This is a genomic window from Photobacterium sp. BZF1 (assembly GCF_014349205.1).
Classification (GTDB): Bacteria; Pseudomonadota; Gammaproteobacteria; order Enterobacterales; family Vibrionaceae; genus Photobacterium.
This window is the reverse complement of sequence record NZ_JACSOF010000039.1, coordinates 13,362-39,385: the sequence shown is the minus strand read 5'-3', so window position 1 is coordinate 39,385 and position 26,024 is coordinate 13,362. Positions and strand designations below refer to the sequence as shown.

Below are 26,024 nucleotides of genomic sequence, written 5' to 3'. Positions count from 1 at the left end.
GAACAAGAAAGAGAACAACAATGAAAATCTTAGCGCTACGTGGTGAAAACCTGGCTAGCTTGCAGCAGCCATTTGAGATTGATTTTGCTGGCGGCCGGTTGGGTGATGCGGGTTTGTTTGCTATTACTGGAAAAACCGGTGCCGGTAAGTCGACTTTGCTTGATGCGATTTGCCTTGCGTTGTACGACCGCATTCCCCGCCTGCAATCCAACAAGAAAAACGATGCGGAAATTGGCCGGGATGGCGACAACGGCAGGATCAAAGCCAATGATGTCCGCAGTATTTTGTCGCGCGGTAAAGCAGAAGGTTTTGCCGAAGTCGACTTTGTTGCCAATGACGGCAGTCACTGGCGGGCCCATTGGCATGTTCGCCGAGCCAGGGGGCGTGCCGATGGCCGTATTCAGGCTTCGGAGCAATGGCTGGAAAGTTTGGAAACCGGCCAACGTTTTGCCGGTAAGAAAGCAGAGTTGCAGTCAGAAGTTGAGCGCCTGGTGGGACTGTCGTTCGAGCAGTTCCGTCGTGCAGTCATGCTGCCACAGGGCGAATTTGCCGCTTTCCTGAAAGCCGGTGCCGATGAGCGCGCCGCTTTGCTTGAGCGCATGACCGGCGGTGAGATCTACGGCCGCCTATCGATGGCCGCCTATGAGCGGGCTCGTGAGGAAAAACAAAAGCTTGAGGCCTTGCAGGGCCAGCTAGGTGATATTGAACTGCTTGATGACGAGCAAAAAGCCCAGCTAACCAGCCAGCTTGATGCCCTCAAAGTTCAGTTGGGTCAGTGGGAAGCTTCTTTAGCGGCGTTGATCCAGCACCAGCAGGCACTGCAAACCCAAACCCGGCTGCAGCAACAGCAACAGGAAGCCGATCTGGCATTGGCTCAAGCCGAAGAGCAGCTTAAAGAGGCCGCTCCGCGCCAAGAGCAGCTCAAACAGATTGCCAAGGTCCAGCCGGCCCGTAGCGATTTTACTTTGCTACAGCAAACCCAGCTTCAGCTGAGCAAATTGCAGGCATCTATTGCCAAGGCCACAGATGAGTTGTCTCGGCACAAGCAGGGCTTGCTTGAGGCGGATAATCGGGTGCAGGGTACCAAGCAGGCACTGGCGAAGGCCAAGCTGCACTGGGATGAGTTGGAGCCCAAGCTCAAGCAGGTTGCTTTGCTCGACGAGCAATTGGCAGCAGGTCAGCGCCAGCTGGCTGAGCTTGATACGGACTACCAGCAACAGCTCAAGTTATTCAATGAGCAGCAGCAGGCTGCTGAGCAGAAAAAACACCAGCGCCAGCAATTGCAGCAACGCCACCACCAGTTGGCTATAGTGCTTGAGCAAAACCGCGAGCTAGCTGGCGTTGCTGAGCAGTACCAGCCGGTACTGGACAACTTAGATCAGTATTTGTCTGCCCACCGCACCTTGGCAACATTGTCGCGAGAGAAGCAGCAACTGCAACTTGAGCAGCAGTCCCACGATCGCAATGCTGCAATGTTGGAGGCGCAGCAGAAAGAGGTTACCGGCCAGCTTGACGCGGTGACCAAGGTGCTTGAGGAGCTTAAGATTGAGCAGCAAGAGCAGGCGATAGCCGATAGCCAGAAACAGTTTGCCAGCAAGCAAGCAGAACTTGATACCTTGCGTCAGGCAATGTCGGGCACCAAAGAATGGTCAACCTTGCTCGAGCAGATGGAGAAGCTCAAGGTCGAGCATCAAGAGCTGAGTCAGCTCAAGCAGCAGGCAGAAGCCAGGCTGGAGGCGCTATCGCCGGAAATGGAACAGCTCATGGCCCGCTACCAAGAGGCCGAACAGCAACTACAGCAAAGCATGGCGGTGGTGAACCTCAGTGAGTACCGCAGTCACCTGCAACCTGACTCGCCTTGTCCATTGTGTGGTTCGCTTGAGCATCCATATGCTGAACAACACCCGGTTGTTGAAGGCTTGCTGCACAGCCAGCAGCAACGCTTACGTGAATTGCAGCAGCTATTGCAAAACGGTGAGGGCGAAAGACGCCACCTGCAACAGCAGTTGCCGCAGTGCCAACAACGTCTGGCTGTGATCGATAACGAACTGGCTCGCTACCGTGCCTACAGCGACCAAATTGTCAGCCAACTATTGGTGATGCTTGAGCAGGTTGAACTTTCGACCCCATTGACGGCAGATGCTGAAAGCCGCCACCTCAACGATCAATTGGTACAGTGGCAGCAGCAAGCCGAGCAGGCTTATGGTGAGATCAGGACTTTGCAGCAGGGTATGGAATCGGCCCAGCAACAGTTACAGCAAGGCCGACAGTTACAGTACCAGCGCCAGCAGTTGCAACAGGCAGAAGCCGAAATCAAAGAGCATGTTCACCAGCAAACGCAAGCCAATACCCAGCGCACAGAGCGGTTGCAGTCGATTGATCAGCAGAGCCAGACCCAACAGGAAATCCTGTCATCCCGTGGCGAGGCCCTGAACGAGCAATACGGTAACAGTCAGTGGCTGGATATGTTGCGCCAGCACGGTGCCGAGCAGTATATCCAGCAGTTAAAACACCAAGTGGAGCAGTACCTGTCCAGCCATAAGGCCCAGCAAGAGGTCGAGCGTGAGCTTAATGAGTTAGCTCCGCAACTTGCAGAGCTGGAAGCGAATATGGCAGCCAGCTATAAACAGGCGCTGGAAAAGCAGCAAAAGGCTGAGCAGCTGCAGCAGCAGGTTCAATCCTTGTGGCAGCAGCGGGTAAGTTTATTTGGTGAGCAGGCGGCGGATGCGATTGAGCAGCAGGCTAAAACTGCCGTATCAGAAGCCCAGCGGCAGCATGAACAATCTGAGCAGGCCCAGCGCCAGGCGGGTGAAACTATGGCTGCTGCCTCTGCCGCTTTGGCAGGCCTTGAGCAGCAGGACAAAGAACTCTCTGCAGAGCACCGTCAGGTGGTTCATAACTGGCTGGGCTGGCAGGAAAAACTGGCGCTCAACGAGCATCAGCTTATGCAACTGCTAAGTAAGGACGAGGACTGGCTTGAGCAAGAGCAGAACGCGCTAAAGGCACTGGAGGATACCCGTACCGAAGTGGCAACACGGGTCCATGAGCGTGCCCGTGCGATTGAGCAGCATAAGGATTTGGCTGAGCAGGCCGAGCAGTGGTTTGCCGGCCATGATATCAATACCGAAATACTGGCTGAAGATGACACCGCTGTGCGCCAGTTGCGTGAGGGCTGGAACAGCGAAAAGCTCTCTTGTGATGAGCAGATCTTCCAGCTGCGCCAGCGACTGACCATGGCCGAGCAGGCCTTGCAGCAGGCTGGTGAACTGACCGATAAAATGGCAGCCCAGCAGAAGCAAACTGAGTTGTGGCTGCAGATGAGCGAGCTGATCGGTTCGGCAACCGGGAATAAGTTCCGCACTTTGGCACAGGGCTTGACTCTTCAGCAATTGGTGATGCTGGCCAACGAGCACCTACATGACCTTGCTCCGCGCTATGCGCTGCAGCCGGTGCCGAATAGCCCATTGGCCCTTCAGGTGGTCGACCATGATATGGGCGATGAGGTCCGTAGTGTGGAGTCATTGTCCGGCGGTGAAAGCTTCTTGGTGTCGCTAGCACTAGCGTTGGCATTGGCCTCGCTGGCTGCAGATACCCGCCAGTTAGGCTCGCTGTTTATTGATGAGGGCTTCGGTACGCTGGATCCGGACAGCTTGGAGATGGCATTGGCTTGTCTTGATGCATTGCAGGCTGATGGCCGCCAAATCGGGGTGATTTCCCATGTCGGAACGCTGGTTGAGCGTATTGGGGTACAGGTTGCGGTTGAAGCCCAAGGGGGCGGCCGTAGCCAGATCAGGGTGAGAGGATAAGGTGGTTGGCCTGCTTGGAAAGAGCAGGCCATCGCTAATTATCTTCTTTATCAATATGTTGCATTTAAATGCTACATGATGCTATATGACAGTATGATATACGTTCAGTTACGTATTTCTCCGTGAAAGTCACAAAAGTGTCATACTTAACACACATAATGGCGCTCGAAAGACAGCAATTAATAGGTATTGATTACGATGGTAAGACGGATTCTTGTTGTAGAGGATGAAGCTCCAATCCGCGAGATGCTTTGCTTCGTTCTTGAGCAGAAGGGATATCAGGCGATTGAAGCCGAAGATTATGACATGGCACTGGAGAAACTGTGCGAACCGTATCCAGAGCTGATTTTGCTCGACTGGATGCTACCAGGTGGCTCAGGAATTAATCTTATCAAGCACTTGAAGCGTGACGAAATGACCCGCCAGATCCCAGTAGTGATGTTGACTGCCCGTGGTGAGGAAGAGGATAAAGTACGTGGCTTGGAAGTGGGTGCGGATGATTACATCACCAAACCGTTCTCGCCAAAAGAGCTGATGGCACGCCTGAAGGCGGTCATGCGCCGTGTATCCCCGACTTCTTTGGATGACGTGATTGACGTTCAGGGCCTCAAGCTTGACCCAGTATCGCACCGCGTGACATCCAATGAACAACCGCTGGATATGGGGCCAACTGAGTTCAAGATGCTTCACTTCTTCATGACCCACCAAGAGCGTGTATATAGCCGCGAACAGCTGCTGAATAACGTTTGGGGTACCAACGTGTATGTTGAAGACCGAACTGTTGATGTTCATATCCGTCGTCTACGAAAAGCGTTGGAAACCGGCGGTCACGATAAATTGGTTCAGACGGTGCGCGGAGCGGGTTACCGTTTCTCGACCCGAGTATAGTAGTAACAATTAAGCAGGCGCACGGCGGGTAACGCGGTGACGGAGTAATAAATGGTAGAACGGCTGTCGTGGAAGAAGTTAGTCTGGGAACTACTCTTTTTCTACTTGCCTTGGATCGCACTAGGGTGGGTATTTGGTTATATGCCCTGGTTCTTGCTGGTCGCAACTTGGATCCAGTTAATCTGGCATTTTCATAATTTATTGAAGATGTCCAACTGGTTATGGAAAGAGCGAAGCCTAACCCCCCCTTCGGGATCGGGCAGTTGGGAGCCTCTTTTCAATGGGATTTACCGTTTACAGCAACGTAACCGACGTCGTCGCAAAGAGCTGGCAACCTTGATCCGCCGTTTCAGAAACGGTGCGGAGTCCCTTCCTGATGCTGTTGTTGTCTTTCGCAGCGAAGGGAACATCGTGTGGTGTAACAAGCTTGCCCAGCATTTGCTTGGTTTCCGTTGGCCGGATGATGCCGGCCAGCCGATCAGCAACTTGCTCCGTAGCCCGGACTTTGTCCGTTACCTGAGCAAGCAGTCGTTTGAGACCCCGCTCGAAATCACTTCTCCGCTTAACTATGACCGCACACTCGAACTGCGGATCATGCATTACACCGAGGGGGAATACCTGATGGTGGTGCGTGATGTGTCGCAGGTTAAGCAGCTTGAAGGTATGCGACGCAACTTCTTTGCCAACGTCTCCCATGAACTTCGTACGCCAATGACGGTGTTGCAGGGTTACTTGGAGATGTCGAAAGATCCCGAGATGCTGGTGGGGCCGATGTGGGATAAAGCCCACGGGGTCATGACCGAACAGCTGACCCGGATGAACTCCCTGGTCGAGCAGTTGCTGACCCTGTCGAAAATCGAGGCGGCACCGAATATCGAACTGGAAGAGACGATTGATGTCCCGGCGATGCTTGATGTTTTGGAGAAAGAAGCGATTTCACTCAGTGGCGGTGAAGAGCAGCTGTTTACCTTCGAGGTAGATAAGTCGCTCAAGGTGCTGGGGGATGAAGACCAGCTTCGCAGTGCGATCTCCAACTTGGTTTACAATGCGGTCAAGCATACCCCGGCAGATGCCGAGGTGAAGGTACGCTGGTACCTGACCTCTGCTGGCCCAAGGTTGGAAGTGACCGACCAAGGGCAGGGCATCGAGCCGCAGCATATTCATCGACTGACCGAGCGTTTCTACCGGGTCGACAAAGCCCGCTCGCGTGAAACTGGCGGTAGTGGTTTGGGGCTAGCGATTGTTAAGCATGCATTGAGCCACCATGACTCACACCTCGAGATAGAGAGTGAAGTAGGTGTCGGCAGTACGTTTGCCTTTACCCTGCCACAGCGTTTGATTGCTAACGCAGCATAAAGCGAAGTGCTAAAAATATGCTAAAGTATTGAGCGGCCTAAAGGCCGCTTTTGTTGTTTTGAGGAGTCATAAAAGTCGAATGATAAACCGGATCAGGCAGGCCATGGCCCGATGGCAGAAAATTACCTTGTACCTTGTATTGCCAATGTCTATCTTGGCCACAACTGGTCCGGCGCAGGCAGATCACAGCCCGTTGCCTCATTACGTCAAGGTCAAAGGGATCTCCGGTAACTTATCATCGGTCGGCTCCGATACGTTTGCCAATCTAATGACCTACTGGTCGGAAGAATTCAAGCGAACCTATCCAAGTGTGAATATCCAGGTCCAGGCCGCAGGCTCGTCAACCGCGCCCACGGCCTTGATCGAAGCGACCGCCCAGTTTGGACCGATGAGCCGGCGGATGAAGGCCAGGGAAATTGCGGCATTCGAGCAAGAATACGGTTACAAGCCGACAGAGATCCGGGTCGCAATCGATGCCTTGGCGGTATTCGTCAACGAGGATAACCCACTGCAGGGGCTCGATTTTACCCAGTTGGACGCTATCTTTTCCCAGACGCTGCGTTGCGGTGGGAACCAAGCGATCACTCGCTGGGGGCAGTTGGGGCTGACTGGCAGTTGGGAAAAGCGCAGTATCCAGTTGTTCGGTCGTAACTCTGTTTCCGGTACTTATGGTTATTTCAAGCAGAAGGCCCTGTGTCAGGGGGACTTCCGTAATAACGTTAACGAGCAGCCGGGCTCGGCCTCTGTGGTACAGTCGGTTTCAACGTCCCTCAACTCGATTGGCTACTCTGGTGTGGGCTACCAAACTACGGGGATTAGGGCTCTGCCGATTGCTCGTAAAGGCAGTGACTATGTCGCGCCGACGATTGAGAATGCCGCGAGCGGTCGATATCCATTGGCTCGTTACCTCTACGTTTATGTGAACAAGCACCCAGATAGGCCACTGCCGCCGCTCGAAAGTGAATTTATCCGCTTTATTTTGTCTGACCAAGGGCAGGATTTGGTGAAGAAAGATGGGTATGTGCCGCTTCCCGCAGAAGCTGTGAAGCAAACCTTGCTGGCACTAGGTCTTGAGTAACAAGCCATCTAAACGACAAAGTCGGAGTGATTGACATCGCTCCGGCTTTTTTATTTGCCATTGGCTGTATCTGTTACTGTCGAGTCAGTGATTAGTCGCTCTCAGGTGTGAGCGCTAACTCCCAACCGGCCTTGCGCCAATATTCTTGCTCTTGGCGTAAATCGGCGGCTAACAAGCGGTTACTCTCTTCCCAGTCTTCAGTCAGCGTTAGTTGCCACTTTTCCTTGTCGGCATCGACAGTAATTGCCGGTAGAGGATCATCACTACGCTGGCCGTTAAGGGCAACAGCTAACCTTAAGGTGCGGATCAGCGGGTAGAGGTGCTTGCGCTTGTAAATACTCAATTCCGGCATTTCTTCAAGTTTCAAGCTCTTACGCTGGAAACGCACCAAGGTGGCGAGTACGGTTTGTTGCTCGAGATTAAAACCTGGCATGGTGCTATGGCGCAGCAGGTAGGCGGAATGGCGGTGGAAGCCCGGGTAGCTGATACTCAAACCGACTTCATGGAGTAGGGCGCCCCAGCTAAGCAGGGTTGCCAGTTCAATTTTAGTCAGGCCGGGTTGCGGCTCGATTTGGTTGTAAAGCTGTTCGGCAGTTGCCTTGACCCGGTTGGCCTGGGCAATATCCACATTGTACTGCTTAGCCATGGAACTGGCGGTTCTGACCCGGATATCGCTGTGGCGGAAACGCTCTTCCATTTCATAGAGCAATCCTTCACGCAGTGCCCCGTCCGAGAAGATCATCTCTTTAATGTCCAAAGACTTGAACACGGCACTGAGGATCGCGACACCCGCAGCGAAGACAGGTTTTCGGTCATCGCTGAGGCCAGCAAAGTCGAGGTCATCGGAGTGTTTGACCTTGAGGATAGCATCATATAGCTGTTGCAGGCGCTTGGCGGTGATCACCCCATCGCTATGGCCTTGCCCGATTAATACTTCGCGGATTGCTTTGATGGTGCCGGATGAACCGATCGCGGTCTGCCAGCCCATACGGGTGTACTTGCTGGCGATACTCTCGAGTTTTTGTTGCGCGGCTAGTTGGGCCGTTGCCATGTTTTTGCTACTGATCTTACCTTTGGCAAAGTAGTTCTTGTTGTAACTAACACACCCCATATGTTTGCTGTAAGCCAGTTGCGGGGTGAAGCCATCACCGATCACCAGTTCGGTACTACCACCCCCGATATCGACAATCAGCTTTTGGCCATTGTCTGGCTGGGTATGGGCAACACCTAGGTAGATTAGACGGGCCTCTTCGGTGCCAGGAATTATTTCAATCGGGTAAGGGATCAGGGTTTCTGCGCGTTTGAGAAAGACATGGGCGTTGTTTGCCTGCCGTAACGTGTAGGTTGCAGCAATACGGACATTTTCCGGTTCAAAGCCCTGCAGGCGTTCAGCAAACATGGCCAAGCAATTCAAGCCGCGCTGGATGGCGGCCTGATCGAGGTTTTGATGTTCATCGAGCCCTGAGGCCAGGTGAACACGTTGTTTGTGACGGCTGATGATTTGCAGGCTTTGCCCGACGATGCGGGCAACCACCATATGGAAACTGTTCGAGCCAATATCTATCGCAGCGACTTCTCTTGGGCGTACAGGTTCTGTCATGTATTGGAATCGCTCTTTAATTTTTTCTTCAGCTGCTTTTCTGACTGTTTGAGGTAGTCGTAAATCGCAATTTGTGAGCGGATCTTACGTCTGTTGCCTCGAGGTACGTATTTATTGGACATTTCTTTATCAATAATACGTGCCTTCACGGTATCAGAAAGCTGGATATTGAGTATGTCGATAATCTTCGTTTTCAGCTCCGGATCAAAAATCGGGCAGCCGACTTCGATACGGTTGTCGATATTCCGGGTCATCCAGTCAGCAGAAGATATGTAAACATCAGGCTCACCGTTATTCTCAAATACCACTACACGCGGGTGCTCGAGGAAACGGTCGATGATACTGATAGCCGTGATGTTTTCGCTGATCCCTTTAATGCCCGGGATCAATGCACACATACCGCGGATAATCAGCTTGATCTTCACACCGGCGCTACTTGCTTGGTAAAGCAGGTTAATCAGGCCCTTATCGACTAGGTTATTCACCTTTAGTGTAATACCGGATGGTAAGTTTTGCTTGGCGTGTGCAATCTCCCGGTCAATCAGGTCATACAGGCGCGAGCGGGAGTTACGCGGCGATACAATCAGGTGCTTGAATTTCACCGGGCGGTAAGGGTTTTGGATGTAGTTGAACACCATCCTTACCTCGTCGGTGATTTCGGTGCGGCAGGTCATCAGCGAGAAGTCGGTGTAGATACGCGCTGTTTTCTCGTGGAAGTTGCCGGTCCCAAGGTGGGCATAACGTACCAACTCATCGCCTTCCTTTCGGGTAATCAGGCAAAGTTTGGAGTGAATCTTTAGCCCAGGCACACCGAACAGAACTTGCACCCCTGCTTCGGTCAGGCGACGGGCCCATTCGATATTGGCCTCCTCGTCGAAGCGGGCTTGCAGCTCGACTACCACCGTTACCTGCTTGCCGTTGTTGGCGGCATCGATCATCGACTCGATGATCTGCGAGTTCTTGGCTACGCGGTAGATGTTGATCTTAATGCTGCGCACCTTCGGATCATAGGCCGCCTGGCGAACCAACTCCGTCATGTGGCCAAAGGTATGGTACGGGTAGTACAGCAGGATATCCTGTTTCTTAATGGCATCGAACGCATTGCGGCCATTAACAAACTGGGCGCTCTCGAGCGGCGGCAGTGGTTTATTTTCCAAGTAATCACGGCCAACATTCGGGAAGCCGATGAAGTCCTTGAAATTATGGTAGCGGCCACCCGGAATGATACTGTCGTAGCTGGAAACTTTGAGCAGGCCACACAGGACATCAACCATATCACCGGGCATATCACGCTGGTAGACGAACCGGACCGGCATGGCGGTCAGGCGTTGGTCCAAACCCTCTGACATCTGCTCGAGCAGGCTGTGTTCTACTTCCTGGCTCAAGTCGTATTCGGCATCACGGGTCATCTTCATCGCATAGGCAGACAACTCATCGTATTCGAACAGGCCACTGAAGATGTCATCAAGACAGAAGCGGATGATGTTATCCAGAAAAATAAGGGTTTTGCGGCGCTTCCCTTTGGCCTCTGGCAATTGGATGAAGCGTGGTAGCTGATCGGTTGGGATCTCGATCAGGGCGTAACGCTTGTTAACGCCTTGGCGCATCTCCACGGCAAGGTACGAATATTCATCCTTGAGGAATTGCAGCAGATCGATATCGTCAGTCAGTAAGATAGGCGTGACGTGAGGCAGAATACGATTGCGGAAGTGCTTTCTCAGCCAGACTTGCTGGTGGTCATCAAGCTGCTGCTCATTGACCAGAAAGATATGGCGCCGTGCCATCTCTAATAGGATTTCATTGTATAGGGTATCGAAATCCTGGTTGAGCTTGAGCACCCGGCTTTGGATTTTGCTCAATAGCTCCTTGGCCCGATCATTGCCCCCTTGCTCTTCATTGATCAGGATACGGCGTTTGACATCCGCAAAGCGTACTTTATAGAACTCATCGGTATTGCTCGAGTAGATACCGAGAAAGCGGACCCGTTCAATCAGCGGAACAGATTTGTCGGCAGCTTCCTGCAGTACGCGCTCGTTAAATGATAGCCAACTTAGTTCTTTGTCGGTGTAAAGGGGTTCTGCGCTCATTGTCATCCTACTTACTAATGATGCTTAAGAGGGATCAGTTATCGTCGATGTCGATGGTGAGATCGTCTGCGATCTTCTCTAGCTCTTCTTGGACATACTCAATACTCAAATCACCTGGCAGCTCCAACTGGAAACGGGCAGAGAAAATCGGATAGCCCCAGTTAGGTGCGCTGTCGGAATGAGTTTTGAGTTTGTGAATATTTATCCCAAGCTGGTTGAGCTTGGTGGTGACGTCTTTGACAATACCTGAGCGATCATTACCTGTGACTAGCAGGTGGTGAACGACAGAAGTTGGCAGGGTTTTGCTTTCTTCTTCAACTATCTGGACTTGAAGGTCATCAAGTTGTGAGAGTGCGCTGCTGAGTACCCCGACATATTGGTCGGCGACTTCAACTTGCAGGATACCGGTAAATTGACCTGCTAACTTGCTTAGACTACTTGAGAGCCAGTTTCCTTGGTTCTGGTAAACCGTGTCAGACAGGGTTTCTACTAGGCCTGGGCGATCTTGGCCGATGACAGTGATGATCAAATGCTTCATAACGATGTCCTTATACCGTGAGGCGTCATTGCCTATTCTGTATAGGTTATTATGTGAGCATCAACACGGCCTGTCTAGGCTTATAGACCGATCAAGGTATTGAATTTTTTACGAAATCACATAACAGAATAATAATTAAATTTCATTTCACTTTTATGTCATTTATGACTAAGGCGCAGCCAATCCATCGCAATGATCCAAATCTGGATCGTGTTGTTTTCTACACTTTTGGGATAAGTGAGTCCGACATGACTGAGAGGGTAGTCTTGTCATATAATTGTCATATTGGGGAAATATTATTAGTAAACGTGTAAATTTATTGAGGTAATGATGGCAAAGGCCGGTGCGATTTTGATGGGAGAGAGTCCTGGCCGTAAGGTAAAAGATAAGCTGGCCCGATATGGCGTAACTGCCGGTGGTATCTTTGTCCTTGTTACCCTCATTCTGATCTTTTTCTACCTCTTGTATGTGATCCTGCCGATCTTCTCATCGGTCAAGGTGACCCCCCAGCAGCAATTCACTACCTCGTTTGATAATCATACGGCGGATATCCGTGTCACTGACAATAACAATTACCTGTTTAGGCTTGCTGAAGATGGCTCGCTAAGCGCAATTAGCCTTATCCCCTCCCGTGCGGGGGAGATCCTCGGTACGGCAGACTTGCTTGGTGATGTTGCCAGTGTAGGGCGCACCCTGCCTGCGGACAGGTTATACGCATTAGGCGGAATGCAAGGTGAGGTCGTGATTGCCAAGCCTTCGCTATCAACGTTTCGTGGAGAGAATACACTCTCGCTAGATTTCCCGTTGAGTCAGGAGCCACTTCAGCTTGATCCTAAAGGTCTGCCTATTGTGAACTTGGCAGCCTCAGTTCGTGGCCAGCAGGCTATCGTCATGGGGTTTACTGCTGACGGTAGGGCCAGAGCGGCACTGTTTTCCGAAAACAGCAATGTGCTTGGCGGCAATGGCAATGACTGGCAGTCATCTACCTTTGCCGTTAGCGGTTTGCCTGAGGTGGTCGATGATATTGCGGTGACGCCCGATGCGCGTACCGCTTATGTCCTTGCTGGGGACAAGCTGTATGTGGTGGCGTTCGGTAGTCGCTCGGGCTGGGTACGCGAGGTGGTCGCGGTTGAAGAGCCGGGCAGCAAGGCCCAGCGATTGGCGTTGTTATCTGGCGCAAACTCCTTGCTCATTAGCCACAGTGATCAAACGCTTTCCCAGTGGTTTGAGATCCGCAAGGACGGCAAACGGACTATGGTACGGACCCGCGACTTTGCTATCGGTGAAAGCCCGGTCAGCAATTTGATCCCTGAATATACCCGTAAAGGCTTTTTTGCCCTTCAGCAGGATGGGCAGCTATCGGCTTTCTATACCACGGTAAAAGGGGCGATCTATCGCGAATCGGTTTTTGACAGCCAGTTGCCGCAGCAAATCGTGATTTCACCACACGCCGATCGTCTGGTCACACTCAATGGCAATGACTGGCAAGTCTACAATGTCAAAAACCCCCATCCTGAGATTGGTTTTGCCTCGTTGTGGCAGAAAATTTGGTATGAGGGCTACCCAGAGCCAGATTATGTCTGGCAGTCGACGTCAGCCAGTGATGAGTTCGAACCCAAGCTGAGCTTGGTACCTTTAGTTTTCGGTACCTTGAAAGCAGCCCTCTATGGCTTGGTGTTTGCGGTGCCGTTGGCATTGGCGGGTGCTATCTATACTGCGTATTTTATGTCTTCACGGATGCGTGGCATTGTAAAACCGACCATTGAACTGATGGAAGCGCTGCCGACCGTTATCCTTGGTTTCCTTGCCGGTATTTGGCTGGCGCCGATTGTTGAATCCCACTTGGTTGGCATGGTGGCCTTGGTCGTGATGTTCCCGCTGGGGATGTTATTGGCGGGTATTGGTTGGTCTTTGCTTCCGGGCAATTGGCGCAGCCGGATCCCAAGTGGTTTCCATGTCCTATTGTTGATGCCTGCCATTGTCCTGATTGCCTATGCCTGTTTTAGCTTGAGCCCATGGCTTGAACAAACTTGGTTTGCTGGTGATGTCAGGACATACCTCAGTGATGAGTGGGGGATAGGTTACGATCAGCGCAATGCCTTGGTAGTAGGGATCGCGATGGGGATCGCCGTGGTGCCGACCATATTCTCTATTGCGGAAGATGCCATTTTCTCGGTTCCGGGCCACTTGACCAGTGGTTCACTGGCGCTGGGGGCTACCCATTGGCAAACTCTGACGCGGGTAGTACTGCTAACTGCTAGCCCGGGTATCTTCTCGGCGATCATGATGGGGCTTGGGCGTGCAGTCGGTGAAACAATGATTGTACTGATGGCCACGGGCAACACACCGATCATGGATTGGAATATCCTTGAAGGGATGCGGACCTTGTCGGCGACCATTGCCATTGAGATGCCGGAAAGCGAAGTGGGGAGCTCCCATTACCGGGTGATGTTCCTGGCCGCTTTTGTCCTGTTTGTCTTTACCTTCTTGTTCAATACCGTCGCTGAGCTCGTCCGTCAGCGCTTGCGGGAAAAATACAGCTCGCTCTAGTGGCCTCACAAGGCATAGAGCCGCTTTTGGAAGTCATAAACTTAATGAAAAGCGAAATCAATGAGTAACGGTTTTAATGAGTAGTGCTTTAAATGTATAGGTGGCTGAAATCTGGCGCGCCTTGGGTATGGCTGACCGCAGGTGCGGTTAGTGTTAGCTTGATCGTGGTACTTGGCTTACTGCTATTGATTGGCTGGAAAGGGCTGGGATACTTCTGGCCGGCGCCAGTGTACCAGTTTGAAATCGAGCAAAATGGCTATCAAAGCACAGTCATCGGTGAGCTATATGAGCGCAAGACGGTGCCTGTTAAGCAACTGGCCGAAGCTGGTATTGATACCTCTGGTTTTGAGGGGGAGAAAACCTCCCGGTATGTGATCAAAACCGGTAACCGTGATGTGCTTGGTAGTGACTTTGTCACTGTCCTTGAGCCACATATCATCAGCCAAGAGCCAGCTAAGGGCGTGGCGGTTATTGAGCGGCTCAAGAATGGCCGGTTCTATGGTTTCCCTGTTGGTTTAACGGATGATGGCGTTGCGATCCCTTTGCAAGAGCTTGAGTCTAGCTTGGAGCAAGCTGAGATCGTCCGTGATTTAATTCATCAAATTGAACAGACGGATTTGGCAGAGCTCAACCGGCAGTTTGAGCATCTCAACGCCAAAGTCCGGCAGCAAGGTGATGCCGAACAGTTCATTGGCGAGCGGCAACTGCTGGAGCAGCGTTTTGCCCAAATTGAGCAACAGCTGTTGACCCTTCATCAGCAACTTAATCGTGATAGTGTCATTGTCCGTGAAATGACAGGGCAAGAGATAGAGTTGCCTATCGAGCAGATATTGGATATCTGGTATCCCAACGATTTAACCACGGCAGGAAAGCTGGGTCATTGGGCGAGCCAGTTGGGCCATTTTGTCAGTGATGATCCCCGTGAAGCCAATACTGAAGGTGGGGTATTCCCGGCCATTTTCGGTACTGTGTTTATGGTTCTGTTGATGAGTGTGATAGTGACCCCGCTGGGTGTTTTGGCGGCCGTCTACCTTCATGAGTATGCAGGCAAGAGCACGTTTACCAAATTAATCCGTGTTGCGGTCATTAACTTGGCCGGTGTGCCATCGATCGTATACGGCGTCTTTGGCTTGGGGTTCTTTGTCTATATTGTCGGGGCACAGATTGATGATGTGTTCTTTGCCGATCAACTTCCTGCCCCGACGTTCGGGACACCGGGTATTTTGTGGTCGGCATTGACTCTGGCTATTTTGACTTTGCCAGTAGTGATTGTGTCGACCGAAGAAGGCTTGGCAAGGATCCCAAACTCGATCCGTCATGGTTCGTTGGCACTGGGTGCCACGCAGGCTGAAACCCTGTGGCGGACGGTATTGCCGATGGCAAGCCCCGCTATCATGACTGGGCTTATCTTGGCGGTAGCCCGTGCAGCAGGTGAAGTAGCTCCATTAATGTTAGTGGGGGTCGTGAAGATGGCGCCGTCATTGCCGATAGACGGGCAATTCCCTTTCCTGCATTTGGATCGAAAATTTATGCATCTCGGTTATCATATATATGATGTGGGTTTTCAAAGCCCGAATGTGGAAGCGGCCAGACCGCTCGTCTACGCCACATCATTTTTGTTGGTAACTGTGATTGTCGGTTTGAACCTGACGGCCATTGGTATCCGTAACCATTTGCGTGAGAAATTCCGCTCCTTGGAGCAATAGTGAGATTCAGGAAAAAGTATGTTTTCAATTAATTCCCCAATTGGCCTGTTTGAGCCTGTTGATTTGTCAGCGTTGCCAGAAGAGAAGACGGCGCTGTCAATCGAGGGGTTGGATCTGCACTATGGCTCCCATCAGGCACTTTATGACATCAACATGCGCATTGCCAAAGGGCAGGTGACGGCATTTATTGGCCCGTCGGGCTGTGGCAAGTCGACCTTGTTGCGCTGCATCAACCGGATGAATGAGCTAGTGGAAGGTTGTAAGGTCGATGGCAAGGTGATGCTCCATGGCCAGAATATCTACGATAATAAAGTGGATGTGGCTTCGCTTCGTCGCCGTGTCGGTATGGTTTTCCAGCGCCCGAATCCTTTCCCTAAGTCTATCTACGAAAACGTGGTTTATGGCTTGAGGCTGCAGGGAATCAAAGATCGCCGGGTCCTTGATGATGCGGTAGAAAGCTCGCTCCGAGGTGCCGCTTTGTGGGATGAGGTCAAAGACCGCCTGCACGAGAATGCCTTCGGTCTGTCCGGCGGTCAGCAGCAGCGTTTGGTGATTGCCAGGGCTATTGCGATTGAGCCGGAAGTCTTGTTGCTTGATGAGCCGACCTCGGCACTGGATCCAATCTCGACCCTGACCATCGAAGAGTTGATTAACGATCTGAAAACCAAATATACGGTGATTATTGTTACCCACAACATGCAACAGGCAGCACGCGTGTCTGATAACACCGCCTTCATGCATATGGGGGAGCTGGTGGAGTACACCAGTACCAACGATATTTTTACCACCCCGAAAGAGAGACGCACCGAAGATTACATTACGGGTCGATACGGTTAAGGAGTAAGTAATGTTAGATAATTTGAGCCTTGGCCGTCATATTTCCGGCCAGTTTAACGCCGAGCTGGAAAGTATCCGTACCCATGTATTGGCCATGGGCGGTTTGGTCGAGCAGCAGCTGGCTGACGCCCTAAAAGCGATGCACAAGCAGGATATTGAGTTGGCACGCCGCGTCATCAAGGATGACCACAAGGTTAACGCAATGGAAGTGGCCATTGACGAAGCCTGTACCCGCATTATTGCCAAGCGCCAGCCGACAGCGAGTGATTTGCGTCTGGTGATTGCGATTATCAAGACCATTACCGACCTTGAGCGCATCGGTGATGTGGCAGAAAGTATTGCCAAGGTCGCACTGGAAAACTTCACCAACAAGCAATACAACCTGTTGGTATCATTGGAAGCATTGGGCCAGAGTGCCGTTCGTATGCTGCACGAGGTATTGGATGCCTTTGCCCGGATGGATGTCAAAGCGGCGATTGAGGTGTATCAGGAAGATGACCGGATTGACCGCGAGTACGAGGCGATTATCCGCCAGTTGATGACTTATATGATGGAAGATCCGCGTTCGATCCCGAATGTATTGCAGGTGATGTGGTCGGCACGCTCGATTGAGCGGGTTGGAGATCGTTGCCAGAATATCTGCGAATACATTATCTACTTCGTGAAAGGTAAGGATATCCGCCACACTAGCCAGGAAGAGCTAGAAAATATCTTGAAGTAGCGATTAATCAACAGCCGAGTAAAGCAATTCGCCCCTGCAAATGCAGGGGCGAATTGCTTGTGTAGTTAGAACTGGTAATTCACACCGATTCCAAAACTGGCATAGTAGTTACTTTCACCGAACATATTGGCTTTTTGGTAATTGAAATAAGCAACACTTTTGAGATTTAGCGTTATTTCACGGCCCGTTTCAAACCCATAGATAGCCGTTGTGTCATGATCGCGATCTTTTTGATATTCACCGCCACCAACATGATACCTTCTACTTTCCTCGATTCGGCTTACACCCAAAATAGCTGCAACATAGGCTGGTTGGTTATCGAACGACAGAAAGTGGTATTTGGGCTTTAATAAGCCACTGTAGTTATAGGTGGTGTAATAAGTATTCCTGAACCCTTCGAAGAAAACACTATCTCCCAACTCTGTCGCATTGAATTCGATATCTATTGAGTATTTTGGCGCAATGGAATAAGTATAACCAGCTGTAAGACCATACTGGACGGTCAGTGTTGTCTTAGTGTAGTCAGTAAAGCCCAGCTTTAACCCTACATATGGGCCCTCTACGGAATTGGCAAAAGCACTGGTCGAGAGCAAGGTAGCTAATAGCAATGCAATACGTGATTTCATTGTGAGTAGTTTCTGCTTTGAAAAGTAGGAAGTGAAACCTGACGGCAAGTTACCGTCAGGTGCTTTTCATTTTCGGTATGGGAGGGGGTTAGAAATTGTAGTTGGCGCCGATGTAGAAGGTACCGTAGTCTGAATCTAGTGACTTGTATCCGCCTTTGACTGATACATTGCGGTTGAAATCATAACCAGCCTCAACGCCTACAGAGAGTACAGTATTGCTGTCAGATATTTTCTCGCTATCGCCATTGAAGCTTAGCTTAAACTCTTCTTCAAGGTTGTGCAGGCCTAATTGGGCGCCAGCGTAGAAGTTGTCATTGAAGTAGTATTTTGGTTTAACGTTGATGCCGTAAGAGTAAGCTTTCAGCTTAGCTGAATCACCCATGTAAGAATCTCCATCTTCACCTAAATTACGGTATTCACCTTCTACACCGATAACGATTTCAGGAGTAACCTGGAAGTCATAACCGGCTACCAAGCCAATGCCAGAGTCAAATGAGTCACCATCTAGGCTGTTTGAAGCAATATCAGCACCAATATAAAAGCCTTCCTTTGAAGCCAAAGCTGGAGCTGAAAGTAGTGAAGCGATAGTCAGAGCAAAAATGGTCTTTTTCATAATAATGATCTCTAAATTCTCTAATAAGTGTTGGTTCGCACAGGTTGAACGTTATCTCTTCCGATGCGAGAAATATTAAATTGAACACCGTACACAATCTAATTAGTTCGATTGATATGAGTGATAAACAAAGCTTATTGCACGGTGTTTTTATCGGTTTGTGAGTGTATTAGGCTCAGTTGAACTTGTAGTTCACACCGGCGTAGAAGGTGCCAAACTCGGTATCGTAGCCAAGAAGATCGGCTCTGGCATACTTAATGCCCCCACGGATACTGATATTGTTGTCAAACTCGTAGCCGCCTTCGATGCCAGAGGCAAAGCCATTGGCAGTGTCTTTGCCACCCAGTGTGTCGTTGCCGATAGTAAGCTTCTCTTCGTAAGTGATACGATGCATGCCTACCATGACGGCACCGTAAAAACTGTCGGTGAAGTAATACTTAGGTTTGATATTGATACCATAGGAAGAGGCGCTGACATCGGCACCTACATTGATACCGGATGTGCCATCAAAGGCACTGTCGCTGCCCAAATTGCGGTATTCGCCCTCGATGCCAACGACCACCTTAGGTGACAGTTGGAAGTCATAGCCTGCGACTAATCCAATGTTGCTGTCTAGGTAATAGGAGCCGACATAGTTAGCACCAATATCCGCCCCGATATAAGCACCTTGCTTGCTAGCGAATGCTGGAGACGAAAACAGGGCAACGAGCGATAGAGTGAGTAGTGTTTTTTTCATTATTTACCTGCTGCAAAGAATCTGACTTTGTGATGCCGGGCTTTCCTTGCCAGCGAGGTAAATACTAAATTTTGCTTTGTTATTTATCTAATTACTAAATCTGAACAGTGTTATTCATGCTGTTTATTGCTATGGTTTTGGCTATTGAAGCTCCATGTGTAATTGTTTGATAAGCCCAAACAGCCACTGGGTCAGTGGGTCTTTGTGTTTTGATTGGTGGTAGAAGCATACTGAAGAAAACCCCACTATTGGCCCATTGACGATGGCTTCGATTTTTCGAAAATCCGGGTCATCATCTGCAACCATAATATCAATTGACGGAAATAAATGGTCGCTTTGCTTGACTACTTGAAGAACGGCTTCCGGTGATGTGGAGCGAAAACCGATATTAGGGATTAAGTCGTAGTGGGCAAAGTATTGTTCTATATCAGCCACTTGCTCATTGCGCTCTGGGACGATGAGGCAGGCGAATTTTGCCTCTTTGGCTTCGGGAATAGTTATTGAAGAGTTAGTAAAGGGGTGATCCCTGCGAACTATCACTACTGCCTTATCACCTGGAATAGTCTGGCGATAGAGCTCCTTGCTGGTGCTGTCGATATCGTAGTTCAGGGCAATTTGGATATTACCATTTAATAGCTCTGGAAAGGTTGTCGCACTCCAGTTAATCACTTCTACTTGGCAGTTTGGTGCTTGCTGCTCGATCAATAAATATAACTTGCTGCCAAAGGCATAGATATATTGTGGTGCCAAGGCAATTCGCAATTTGCCCGTTATCTCTGCAGGGTTGAATTCCTGGTTAGTATTGACCGCAGTGAACAGGTTATCGAGAGCAGGGGCCAACTCTAGGCACAGTTGATCGGCATAGGGCGTCGGGGTCAAACCGGTACGGGTTTTGGTAAACAAGTCATCACCAAAGTGCAGGCGAAGTTTTTGCAGCGCATGGCTGACTGCCGGTTGGGTAACGAACAGGCGCTCCGATGCCTTGCGCAGGTTTTGTTCTTGGTAGATAACCAGCAAGGTTTTTAGTAGGTTGAGATCGAGATTGGCTGAGAGATCTTTGGCCATTGCGCATTCCTGATTTGTTTACCCATCAATCAAGATATCACAGCTTGTAGGTGGCAAGTATCGGCTTAAGGCTGAAATGGCAAAAAGACCCCTGAAGAAGAGAAACAGGGGCGAGTACCAAATGGTCAAGTATTGATGTTTATTTTGTTACTTGAAACGAAAGTTAATGCCAGCCTCTATCGTACTGTCTGATGTCACTTGTTCACCTGGACGAACCCGATATTCCCCGTAGGTGTATTTGATATATGGCTCAACCCATTTGGGTTTAAACGTGATGGTCACGTCGTGGCTGTTGATGTTGTCATTGATGATGTCTTGCGAGAAGCGATCACCAGACAGCAGCCTATCATGGTTGAAACTGTAGCTGGTGTTTAGCCAAGAGACCGGGCTGTAGCTAACACCTAATGTGGTTTTCCATTCCCTTTGGTCAAACCAATCAAGATCGAGCATCGTCTTGGTTTTTCGCCATTCATGTGATGTGCTGGCGTAAAGCATGACGGTTTCTGTTAGAGCCGTGCCTGAAAACACCCCAGCATCGTAAATATCGATACTGTCAGCTCGTCCATAACTGGCAAAAGCCTCGGTGTAAAATTGCCCCAGCATCAAGCCGTAACCCGTTCCGATCTCCAGATACCCCGTAGAATCGATCTCAGCACTCACATTGATTTGCTCTGTGGCTTGCAAGCTGCCTGTGACAGTGCCAATCCAGTTATTACCTGTTTTGGAAACTTGGGCGCCTAATTGAGCTTCATTGGCGATTGCAATGTGACTAGCTGCAAGAGAGAGCCAGACGACTAAAGTGTAAAAGAAGCGTGTCATAAGGTTTACCATAAGAGAAGAAAGCCGCCCCATAAGGCGGCTTGGTTTACTGTAGTTTGCTTATGAGCGCTCTACCTTGGCCTTGATAGCGTCGCGCAGGTCACGAGACTTAGCTCGGAGCTGGGACTTTTGCTCACTAGATAGGTTCGGGCGTTGCTTCAGTGTTGGTCGGTTTTGCCCTGACTTATCGACCGATACCATTAGTCGTCCGTTATCATTCTGGAGAATAAGTGAGTTACCCTGCCACCCAGTAATGGTGACATAGCCTTTTTCGATAGCTGAGTTATCGACTTTGGCAATAATTAGCCCATTGTCTACGGAGCGGATGAAACCGTTATCATCGACGTAAACAGGGCTGCTTTGGCCATTAATATCGACGGAGCCATTCTCAGTGTTAACTACGATTTGGTTGCCATTGTTACCCGTGACAGTAATGACTTTTCCGGCATTTCCTGCCTCAACCTCGATATCACCGTGGCCTGTTTCTTTCCCATCACTAATTCCTGTGCCCCAATCCGGTGTATCGCCAAAATCTGGTGATAGACCACCTGTACCGCCACTATCTTCAATCTCCCAGCGGCCATTACCATCAGTGTTGATAACAATGTATTCACCGTCCTTTCCAGTGCTCAGGATGTATTGGTTATCACCGTTTTGAGTGATATTGCCGAAGTGGTGGTCGGTACGGGCACTGGTGATATTGCCTTGTTCATCGACCTTTACGACTCCGATTGGAGCCCCAGACTCATCGCGCAGGATCAGGTGACCAGAAGCAAGTACGACAATGGATTCACCTGAATCAGCAGAGATTACGCCTCGTTCGGTTTCAGGGTTAAACTGACTTCCACCTTGAATATTGCCAGTTGCATCTTGTATTGGAGCATCAATACCAGGCCTTTCAATAGGGTGATCTTCAGGAGGGAGTAAACCCCAGCCATTGTCAGTGCCATCAATACCAATCACATTGCCGTTATTATCGTAAATTAGGCCATCGTTCGGCTTTTCTTTTTCAATCGGGTTTTCAATGCCAGCACGCGGGTTATCAAACTCAGGATCAACCGTATCGTTTTTCGAACCAGACGATGATGAACAGCCAGTTAGAATTGTTGTAGCCACTAATGAAGCAATCAGTTTAATTTTCATTGGATACTCTTAATTAGAACGTGTTGTCATTTGCCCGTTAGCAGAACGAGATAGCAAAGGTGTTGGCTATAGGGCAGTTATTTTTAATAAATGAGATGCCATGGAAGCGATGTTTGCCATGCTGCCGTGTTGACGGGGTGAATAATAAACACCCAACATGATGAGCTCTAATCAGAGGTTGTTATTTAGCCATTAAGTGAAAGTTATTAATTATGGTTGCTTATAAAGAGATTAAGCATTGCTTATGAGCAGGGCCAAGCGGAAGCCCACCAGAGAAGTGCGGGCAAGATAGGAGGGCTGAGGGAGTTATTGCTTTCCTGCTGTATATTCTTGCAGTGACTCCTCAATTAAGCCTAACAGCCAGGTTATGAGTGGACTTCGGCGGTTACGCTGGTGGTAATACGCCATCAGGGGGATTTTTAAGTCTTGGTTGTTTATTTTTAGTTTTAGGCCACGCAGTTGATCCCTTTCTTCTTTCGGAAGAAAAGAGGAGGCCGGAAAGAACATATCTGTGTGCTTAATGATATCTAAGATAGCCATGGGCAACTCTGAACGAAAAGCCGTTCTAATAGTAAAACCATGAGAGCGCATCACTTTCTCAGCAACGGGAATATTTGAGTTCCAGTCAGAAATAATAATGCTGGCGGCCTCTAAGCCATCGAGATCCTTGGGGGTGATAGTTGTTTTGCTAAGAGGGTGATCTTTACGGACATACACTGTGAATTTATCGTCACAGATCTTTTTTTGGATCAGCTCTTTCGGCGCATGGTGGATTTCAAAGTTCACGCCCAGGCTTATCTCACCATTGTTGATTTCTTCGAGTGATGTCGGCGACCAGTTATGGAGGTGTAGGTTGACGTTTGGCGCAGCCTGACGGATTTTTAAATATAGCGGGGTAGATAAGTAAGTTAAAATGTTGGGAGTCAGTGCGAGTTTCAGTGTGCCCTCAAGTTGGGACGGTGAGAAAGTATTGCCCGCATTGAGGGTGCTAGATAATTCATCGAGCAACGGGCTGATATTTTCGGCGAGCTCGATACCCAACGCAGTAGGCTTTAAGCCGTGGCGGGTCTTAACGAACAGTTCATCGTCAAAGTGGCTGCGTAGCTTCTGCAGTGCTTGGCTAATGGCCGGTTGGCTGACGAACAATCGCTCCGAGGCTTTACGCATATTGAGCTCTTGCGAAAGGATCACAAAAGTACGCAGCAGATTGAGGTCGAGGCTCGCATAGAGATCTTTGGCCATGCCATTCCTTGTCTTTGGTATTTAATAAAACATTATTTTATTTAACCAAGCTTAATCGCCGTTAAACAAGTCAGGCACAAAGGTTTGGTTCTCTTCTGGTACTCGGATATAGCCTTCCTTGTTGACCTCGGGTAATTCGATATCTGGGTAATCAATATCCTGATAAGGGATCTGGCTCAGCAGGTGGGAGATACAGTTGATCCGGGCTTTCTTTTTGGTATCGGCATCGACCACCCACCATGGGCACTGCTTGGTATCTGTATAGGCAAACATCCGGTCTTTTGCTGCGGAATAGGCAGCCCAGCGGCTGCGGGATTCCAAGTCCATCGGGCTGAATTTCCAACGTTTGATCGGGGTGTTGATGCGTTCCATGAAGCGCTTTTCCTGCTCTTCGTCGGATACGGAGAACCAGTACTTAAGAAGAATAATACCAGAGCGCTTTAACATCCGTTCGAACTCAGGGCAGGAGCGAAGGAATTCCTCGTACTCATCGTCACTGCAGAATCCCATCACGTGTTCAACACCAGCCCGGTTATACCAGCTGCGGTCAAATAGCACCATCTCACCTTCTGCTGGCAAATGGGCCACATAGCGTTGGAAATACCACTGGGTGCGTTCCCGCTCGGTGGGCTTTGCCAGTGCGACAATGCGGCAAACACGTGGGTTGAGCTTTTCGGTGATCCGCTTAATGACGCCACCCTTACCGGCAGCATCGCGGCCTTCGAAAACCACTACTACCTTCAGTCCCTCTTGTTTTATCCACTCCTGCATCTTAACCAATTCAATCTGCAGGCGCTCCAGTTCAGCTTCATAGTCGCTTTTTTTGAGTTTTTTCTTCGGGGGGACGAAAGGCATAGGGGTCTCTTCTTTGTTTTAGTTTGATAACAAAAGAGTAAACCTGAAAGTGAGCTTTGACGAATGGGAGTAATAAATGGTTGAGCTGGCTAGCAGTTTTTTAGGGGCAAGCTGCCCCTAATCATGGCGGGAATATCTGATGCTTAAGCTTTTGCTAGGGCATTGCGAACAGCGGCTATTTTTTCGGGGGCAGTGACGGGAATCGCGAAATCATCGATATCGGCATTACCCATATGGGCCGAGTTGGCATAGTTTTGCATTAGGGAAGTACGCGTCGATTTGCCTGACAGGTGTACTTCTTTGACACCCGTCTGCTGGACAATTTGGGCAACATTGCCTGCATTGACTCCCGCACCGGCCATAATTGCAAGGCGATCCCCGCAGTATTCCACCATTTGTTTGAGCATTGGGATGCCATCAAAGGCATTGGCCTTGAGGCCAGAAGTAAGTACACGCTCGCAGTTGTGCTGCATAATGATATCCAGAGCAGCCATCGGTTCTAAGCATTGGTCGATAGCTCGGTGGAATGTCAGGCCCATCCCATCTGCAACCCGGCAGAGGTCGGTCAAAAACTCTTTATCAACTGTGCTGTCATTGTTCAGTGCACCAATCACTATGCCATCGAGCCCTGCTAGTTTTGCCTGGTGGGCATCTGCCAGCATGATTTCTTTATCCTGGCTGGAGAATAGGAAGTCCCCCTGACGAGGCCGGATCATGGCATAAACTGGAACCTTGGCGTGTTTGGCGGCTAATTGCATCAAACCGGCATTGGGAGTTAGGCCGCCAAGGGCAAGAGAGGAACAAAGCTCGATACGGGTTGCTCCGCCTTGCTGAGCAAGGTGTAGGGATTCGATGTTATCGATACAAACTTCAATATGATCAATGGTCATAGCAACAGCTAGAGAGTGGGTTGAGGTGACAAGCAGTGTAGACGATATTGGGTAGAGAGACGATTGAATAGATCAATATTCTAATGGGCGATGGGCGATGGGCGATGGGCGATGGGCGATGAGTGGTTGGGACAAACCCCAGATACAAAAAGGGCCCGGTGTGTCCGGGCCTCATTATTTTGTCTTTGGCTGACAATTGGCTTTACGCTTTTGCGTTTTTACCTTCACACCGTTGAGCGTGGTGTGAGTGCTAAATTACTTAGCTAGGTCTGCAGTGTGCTCAGATAGGTAGTCAGCAACACCTTTTGGAGATGCGTCCATACCTGCTTTACCTTCTTCCCACTGCGCTGGGCAAACTTCACCGTTCTTCTGGTGGAAGTTTAGAGCATCAACCATACGTAGCATTTCGTCGATGTTACGGCCTAGTGGTAGGTCGTTTACTACCTGGTGGCGAACAACGCCTTCTTCGTCGATTAGGAAAGAACCACGGAAAGCAACGCCTGCTTCTGGGTGCTCAACGTCGTAAGCTTTACAGATTTCGTGCTTAACGTCAGCAATTAGTGGGTACTTAACCTGACCGATACCGCCGTTCTCAACAGCAGTGTTACGCCATGCGTTGTGAGAGAACTGAGAGTCGATAGAAACACCGATTACTTCTACGCCTTTCGCTTGGAAGTCTTCGAAACGCTTGTCGAAAGCGATTAGCTCAGAAGGACATACGAAAGTGAAGTCAAGTGGGTAGAAGAATACTACTGCTTTCTTACCTTTAGTGAATTCTGCAAAGTTGAAGTTATCAACGATTTCGCCGTTACCTAGAACAGCTGCAGCAGTAAAATCTGGTGCTTGACGACCTACTAGTACCATGTTG

General features: G+C 50.0%; 21 protein-coding genes. 8 read left to right on the top strand and 13 right to left on the bottom strand.

The genetic code is table 11. The features are described from left to right. The first annotated feature begins 20 nt into the window (after nt 1-20). From BIZ37_RS10890 to BIZ37_RS10875, 4 genes are all read left to right on the top strand, one after another. Nucleotides 21-3,806: an SbcC/MukB-like Walker B domain-containing protein gene (locus BIZ37_RS10890; RefSeq protein ID WP_187461525.1), complete on the top strand. Its 3,786-nt coding sequence runs from the start codon at nt 21-23 to the stop codon at nt 3,804-3,806. Nucleotides 3,807-4,004: 198 nt separating this feature from the next. Then, complete coding sequence (gene phoB, locus BIZ37_RS10885) at nt 4,005-4,694, top strand: phosphate regulon transcriptional regulator PhoB (RefSeq protein WP_039469114.1); 690 nt, start codon at nt 4,005-4,007, stop codon at nt 4,692-4,694. A 51-nt stretch (nt 4,695-4,745) separates the two neighbouring features. Continuing rightward, nucleotides 4,746-6,050, top strand: a complete 1,305-nt coding sequence (gene phoR / locus BIZ37_RS10880; RefSeq protein WP_187461524.1) for a phosphate regulon sensor histidine kinase PhoR — start codon at nt 4,746-4,748, stop codon at nt 6,048-6,050. A gap of 79 nt (nt 6,051-6,129) precedes the next feature. Next, complete coding sequence (locus BIZ37_RS10875; RefSeq protein WP_370577334.1) at nt 6,130-7,128, top strand: PstS family phosphate ABC transporter substrate-binding protein; 999 nt, start codon at nt 6,130-6,132, stop codon at nt 7,126-7,128. Nucleotides 7,129-7,219: 91 nt separating this feature from the next. Here BIZ37_RS10875 and ppx read toward each other — a convergent pair whose 3' ends face one another. From ppx to BIZ37_RS10860, 3 genes are read right to left on the bottom strand one after another with little or no spacing between them, the layout of a single operon-like run. Then, nucleotides 7,220-8,728 (bottom strand): exopolyphosphatase, encoded by a 1,509-nt coding sequence (gene ppx, locus BIZ37_RS10870; protein ID WP_187461523.1) that lies wholly within the window; start codon nt 8,726-8,728, stop codon nt 7,220-7,222. Next, nucleotides 8,725-10,815: a polyphosphate kinase 1 gene (gene ppk1 / locus BIZ37_RS10865; protein ID WP_107301075.1), complete on the bottom strand. Its 2,091-nt coding sequence runs from the start codon at nt 10,813-10,815 to the stop codon at nt 8,725-8,727. Before ppk1 ends, ppx begins: the two co-directional genes overlap by 4 nt. Nucleotides 10,816-10,849: 34 nt before the next feature. After that, a complete protein-coding gene (locus BIZ37_RS10860) occupies nt 10,850-11,353 on the bottom strand; it encodes a glycine cleavage system protein R (RefSeq protein WP_187461522.1) in 504 nt (167 codons plus the stop codon). Between the two features lie 327 nt (nt 11,354-11,680). Between BIZ37_RS10860 and BIZ37_RS10855 the strand changes: the two genes are divergently transcribed. The 4 genes from BIZ37_RS10855 to phoU all read left to right on the top strand — a co-directional run bounded on the left by BIZ37_RS10855 (nt 11,681) and on the right by phoU (nt 17,167). Then, a complete protein-coding gene (locus BIZ37_RS10855; protein ID WP_187461521.1) occupies nt 11,681-13,903 on the top strand; it encodes an ABC transporter permease subunit in 2,223 nt (740 codons plus the stop codon). 92 nt (nt 13,904-13,995) lie between these two features. Beyond that, a complete protein-coding gene (gene pstA / locus BIZ37_RS10850) occupies nt 13,996-15,609 on the top strand; it encodes a phosphate ABC transporter permease PstA (protein ID WP_187461520.1) in 1,614 nt (537 codons plus the stop codon). Between the two features lie 18 nt (nt 15,610-15,627). Further along, the gene (gene pstB / locus BIZ37_RS10845; RefSeq protein ID WP_107301079.1) at nt 15,628-16,446 is read left to right on the top strand and encodes a phosphate ABC transporter ATP-binding protein PstB; all 819 of its coding nucleotides are present in this window, start codon (nt 15,628-15,630) and stop codon (nt 16,444-16,446) included. 10 nt (nt 16,447-16,456) lie between these two features. Continuing rightward, entirely contained in the window at nt 16,457-17,167 is a 711-nt protein-coding gene (gene phoU, locus BIZ37_RS10840; RefSeq protein WP_039469132.1) for a phosphate signaling complex protein PhoU, read from the top strand. Between the two features lie 65 nt (nt 17,168-17,232). Here phoU and BIZ37_RS10835 read toward each other — a convergent pair whose 3' ends face one another. From BIZ37_RS10835 to BIZ37_RS10790, 10 genes are all read right to left on the bottom strand, one after another. After that, nucleotides 17,233-17,793, bottom strand: coding sequence for an outer membrane beta-barrel protein (locus tag BIZ37_RS10835; protein ID WP_187461519.1), 561 nt, complete (start codon nt 17,791-17,793; stop codon nt 17,233-17,235). Between the two features lie 88 nt (nt 17,794-17,881). Continuing rightward, nucleotides 17,882-18,406 carry a porin family protein gene (locus tag BIZ37_RS10830; RefSeq protein WP_187461518.1) on the bottom strand — a complete coding sequence of 175 codons (525 nt, stop codon included), beginning with the start codon at nt 18,404-18,406 and terminating at the stop codon, nt 17,882-17,884. Nucleotides 18,407-18,581: 175 nt separating this feature from the next. Next, nucleotides 18,582-19,142 (bottom strand): outer membrane beta-barrel protein, encoded by a 561-nt coding sequence (locus BIZ37_RS10825; protein WP_187461517.1) that lies wholly within the window; start codon nt 19,140-19,142, stop codon nt 18,582-18,584. A 141-nt stretch (nt 19,143-19,283) separates the two neighbouring features. Then, complete coding sequence (locus BIZ37_RS10820; RefSeq protein ID WP_187461516.1) at nt 19,284-20,207, bottom strand: LysR family transcriptional regulator; 924 nt, start codon at nt 20,205-20,207, stop codon at nt 19,284-19,286. 147 nt (nt 20,208-20,354) lie between these two features. Next, a complete protein-coding gene (locus BIZ37_RS10815; RefSeq protein ID WP_187461515.1) occupies nt 20,355-21,026 on the bottom strand; it encodes a hypothetical protein in 672 nt (223 codons plus the stop codon). A gap of 60 nt (nt 21,027-21,086) precedes the next feature. After that, nucleotides 21,087-22,169 carry a hypothetical protein gene (locus BIZ37_RS10810; RefSeq protein WP_187461514.1) on the bottom strand — a complete coding sequence of 361 codons (1,083 nt, stop codon included), beginning with the start codon at nt 22,167-22,169 and terminating at the stop codon, nt 21,087-21,089. A gap of 306 nt (nt 22,170-22,475) precedes the next feature. Further along, complete coding sequence (locus tag BIZ37_RS10805) at nt 22,476-23,411, bottom strand: LysR family transcriptional regulator (RefSeq protein WP_187461513.1); 936 nt, start codon at nt 23,409-23,411, stop codon at nt 22,476-22,478. 51 nt (nt 23,412-23,462) lie between these two features. Continuing rightward, nucleotides 23,463-24,266, bottom strand: coding sequence for a polyphosphate kinase 2 (gene ppk2 / locus BIZ37_RS10800; RefSeq protein WP_187461512.1), 804 nt, complete (start codon nt 24,264-24,266; stop codon nt 23,463-23,465). Nucleotides 24,267-24,409: 143 nt separating this feature from the next. Then, nucleotides 24,410-25,156, bottom strand: coding sequence for a copper homeostasis protein CutC (locus BIZ37_RS10795; protein ID WP_187461511.1), 747 nt, complete (start codon nt 25,154-25,156; stop codon nt 24,410-24,412). A gap of 255 nt (nt 25,157-25,411) precedes the next feature. Continuing rightward, complete coding sequence (locus tag BIZ37_RS10790) at nt 25,412-26,020, bottom strand: peroxiredoxin C (RefSeq protein WP_107301089.1); 609 nt, start codon at nt 26,018-26,020, stop codon at nt 25,412-25,414. Nucleotides 26,021-26,024 lie beyond the last annotated feature (4 nt).

Bases quoted from the DNA above. Each gene is read 5' to 3' on its own strand.
- BIZ37_RS10890 (WP_187461525.1), top strand. From the start codon at position 21: ATGAAAATCTTAGCGCTACGTGGTGAAAACCTGGCTAGCTTGCAGCAG.
- phoB (WP_039469114.1), top strand. From the start codon at position 4,005: ATGGTAAGACGGATTCTTGTTGTAGAGGATGAAGCTCCAATCCGCGAG.
- phoR (WP_187461524.1), top strand. From the start codon at position 4,746: ATGGTAGAACGGCTGTCGTGGAAGAAGTTAGTCTGGGAACTACTCTTT.
- BIZ37_RS10875 (WP_370577334.1), top strand. From the start codon at position 6,130: ATGATAAACCGGATCAGGCAGGCCATGGCCCGATGGCAGAAAATTACC.
- ppx (WP_187461523.1), bottom strand. From the start codon at position 8,728: ATGACAGAACCTGTACGCCCAAGAGAAGTCGCTGCGATAGATATTGGC.
- ppk1 (WP_107301075.1), bottom strand. From the start codon at position 10,815: ATGAGCGCAGAACCCCTTTACACCGACAAAGAACTAAGTTGGCTATCA.
- BIZ37_RS10860 (WP_187461522.1), bottom strand. From the start codon at position 11,353: ATGAAGCATTTGATCATCACTGTCATCGGCCAAGATCGCCCAGGCCTA.
- BIZ37_RS10855 (WP_187461521.1), top strand. From the start codon at position 11,681: ATGATGGCAAAGGCCGGTGCGATTTTGATGGGAGAGAGTCCTGGCCGT.
- pstA (WP_187461520.1), top strand. From the start codon at position 13,996: ATGTATAGGTGGCTGAAATCTGGCGCGCCTTGGGTATGGCTGACCGCA.
- pstB (WP_107301079.1), top strand. From the start codon at position 15,628: ATGTTTTCAATTAATTCCCCAATTGGCCTGTTTGAGCCTGTTGATTTG.
- phoU (WP_039469132.1), top strand. From the start codon at position 16,457: ATGTTAGATAATTTGAGCCTTGGCCGTCATATTTCCGGCCAGTTTAAC.
- BIZ37_RS10835 (WP_187461519.1), bottom strand. From the start codon at position 17,793: ATGAAATCACGTATTGCATTGCTATTAGCTACCTTGCTCTCGACCAGT.
- BIZ37_RS10830 (WP_187461518.1), bottom strand. From the start codon at position 18,406: ATGAAAAAGACCATTTTTGCTCTGACTATCGCTTCACTACTTTCAGCT.
- BIZ37_RS10825 (WP_187461517.1), bottom strand. From the start codon at position 19,142: ATGAAAAAAACACTACTCACTCTATCGCTCGTTGCCCTGTTTTCGTCT.
- BIZ37_RS10820 (WP_187461516.1), bottom strand. From the start codon at position 20,207: ATGGCCAAAGATCTCTCAGCCAATCTCGATCTCAACCTACTAAAAACC.
- BIZ37_RS10815 (WP_187461515.1), bottom strand. From the start codon at position 21,026: ATGACACGCTTCTTTTACACTTTAGTCGTCTGGCTCTCTCTTGCAGCT.
- BIZ37_RS10810 (WP_187461514.1), bottom strand. From the start codon at position 22,169: ATGAAAATTAAACTGATTGCTTCATTAGTGGCTACAACAATTCTAACT.
- BIZ37_RS10805 (WP_187461513.1), bottom strand. From the start codon at position 23,411: ATGGCCAAAGATCTCTATGCGAGCCTCGACCTCAATCTGCTGCGTACT.
- ppk2 (WP_187461512.1), bottom strand. From the start codon at position 24,266: ATGCCTTTCGTCCCCCCGAAGAAAAAACTCAAAAAAAGCGACTATGAA.
- BIZ37_RS10795 (WP_187461511.1), bottom strand. From the start codon at position 25,156: ATGACCATTGATCATATTGAAGTTTGTATCGATAACATCGAATCCCTA.
- BIZ37_RS10790 (WP_107301089.1), bottom strand. From the start codon at position 26,020: ATGGTACTAGTAGGTCGTCAAGCACCAGATTTTACTGCTGCAGCTGTT.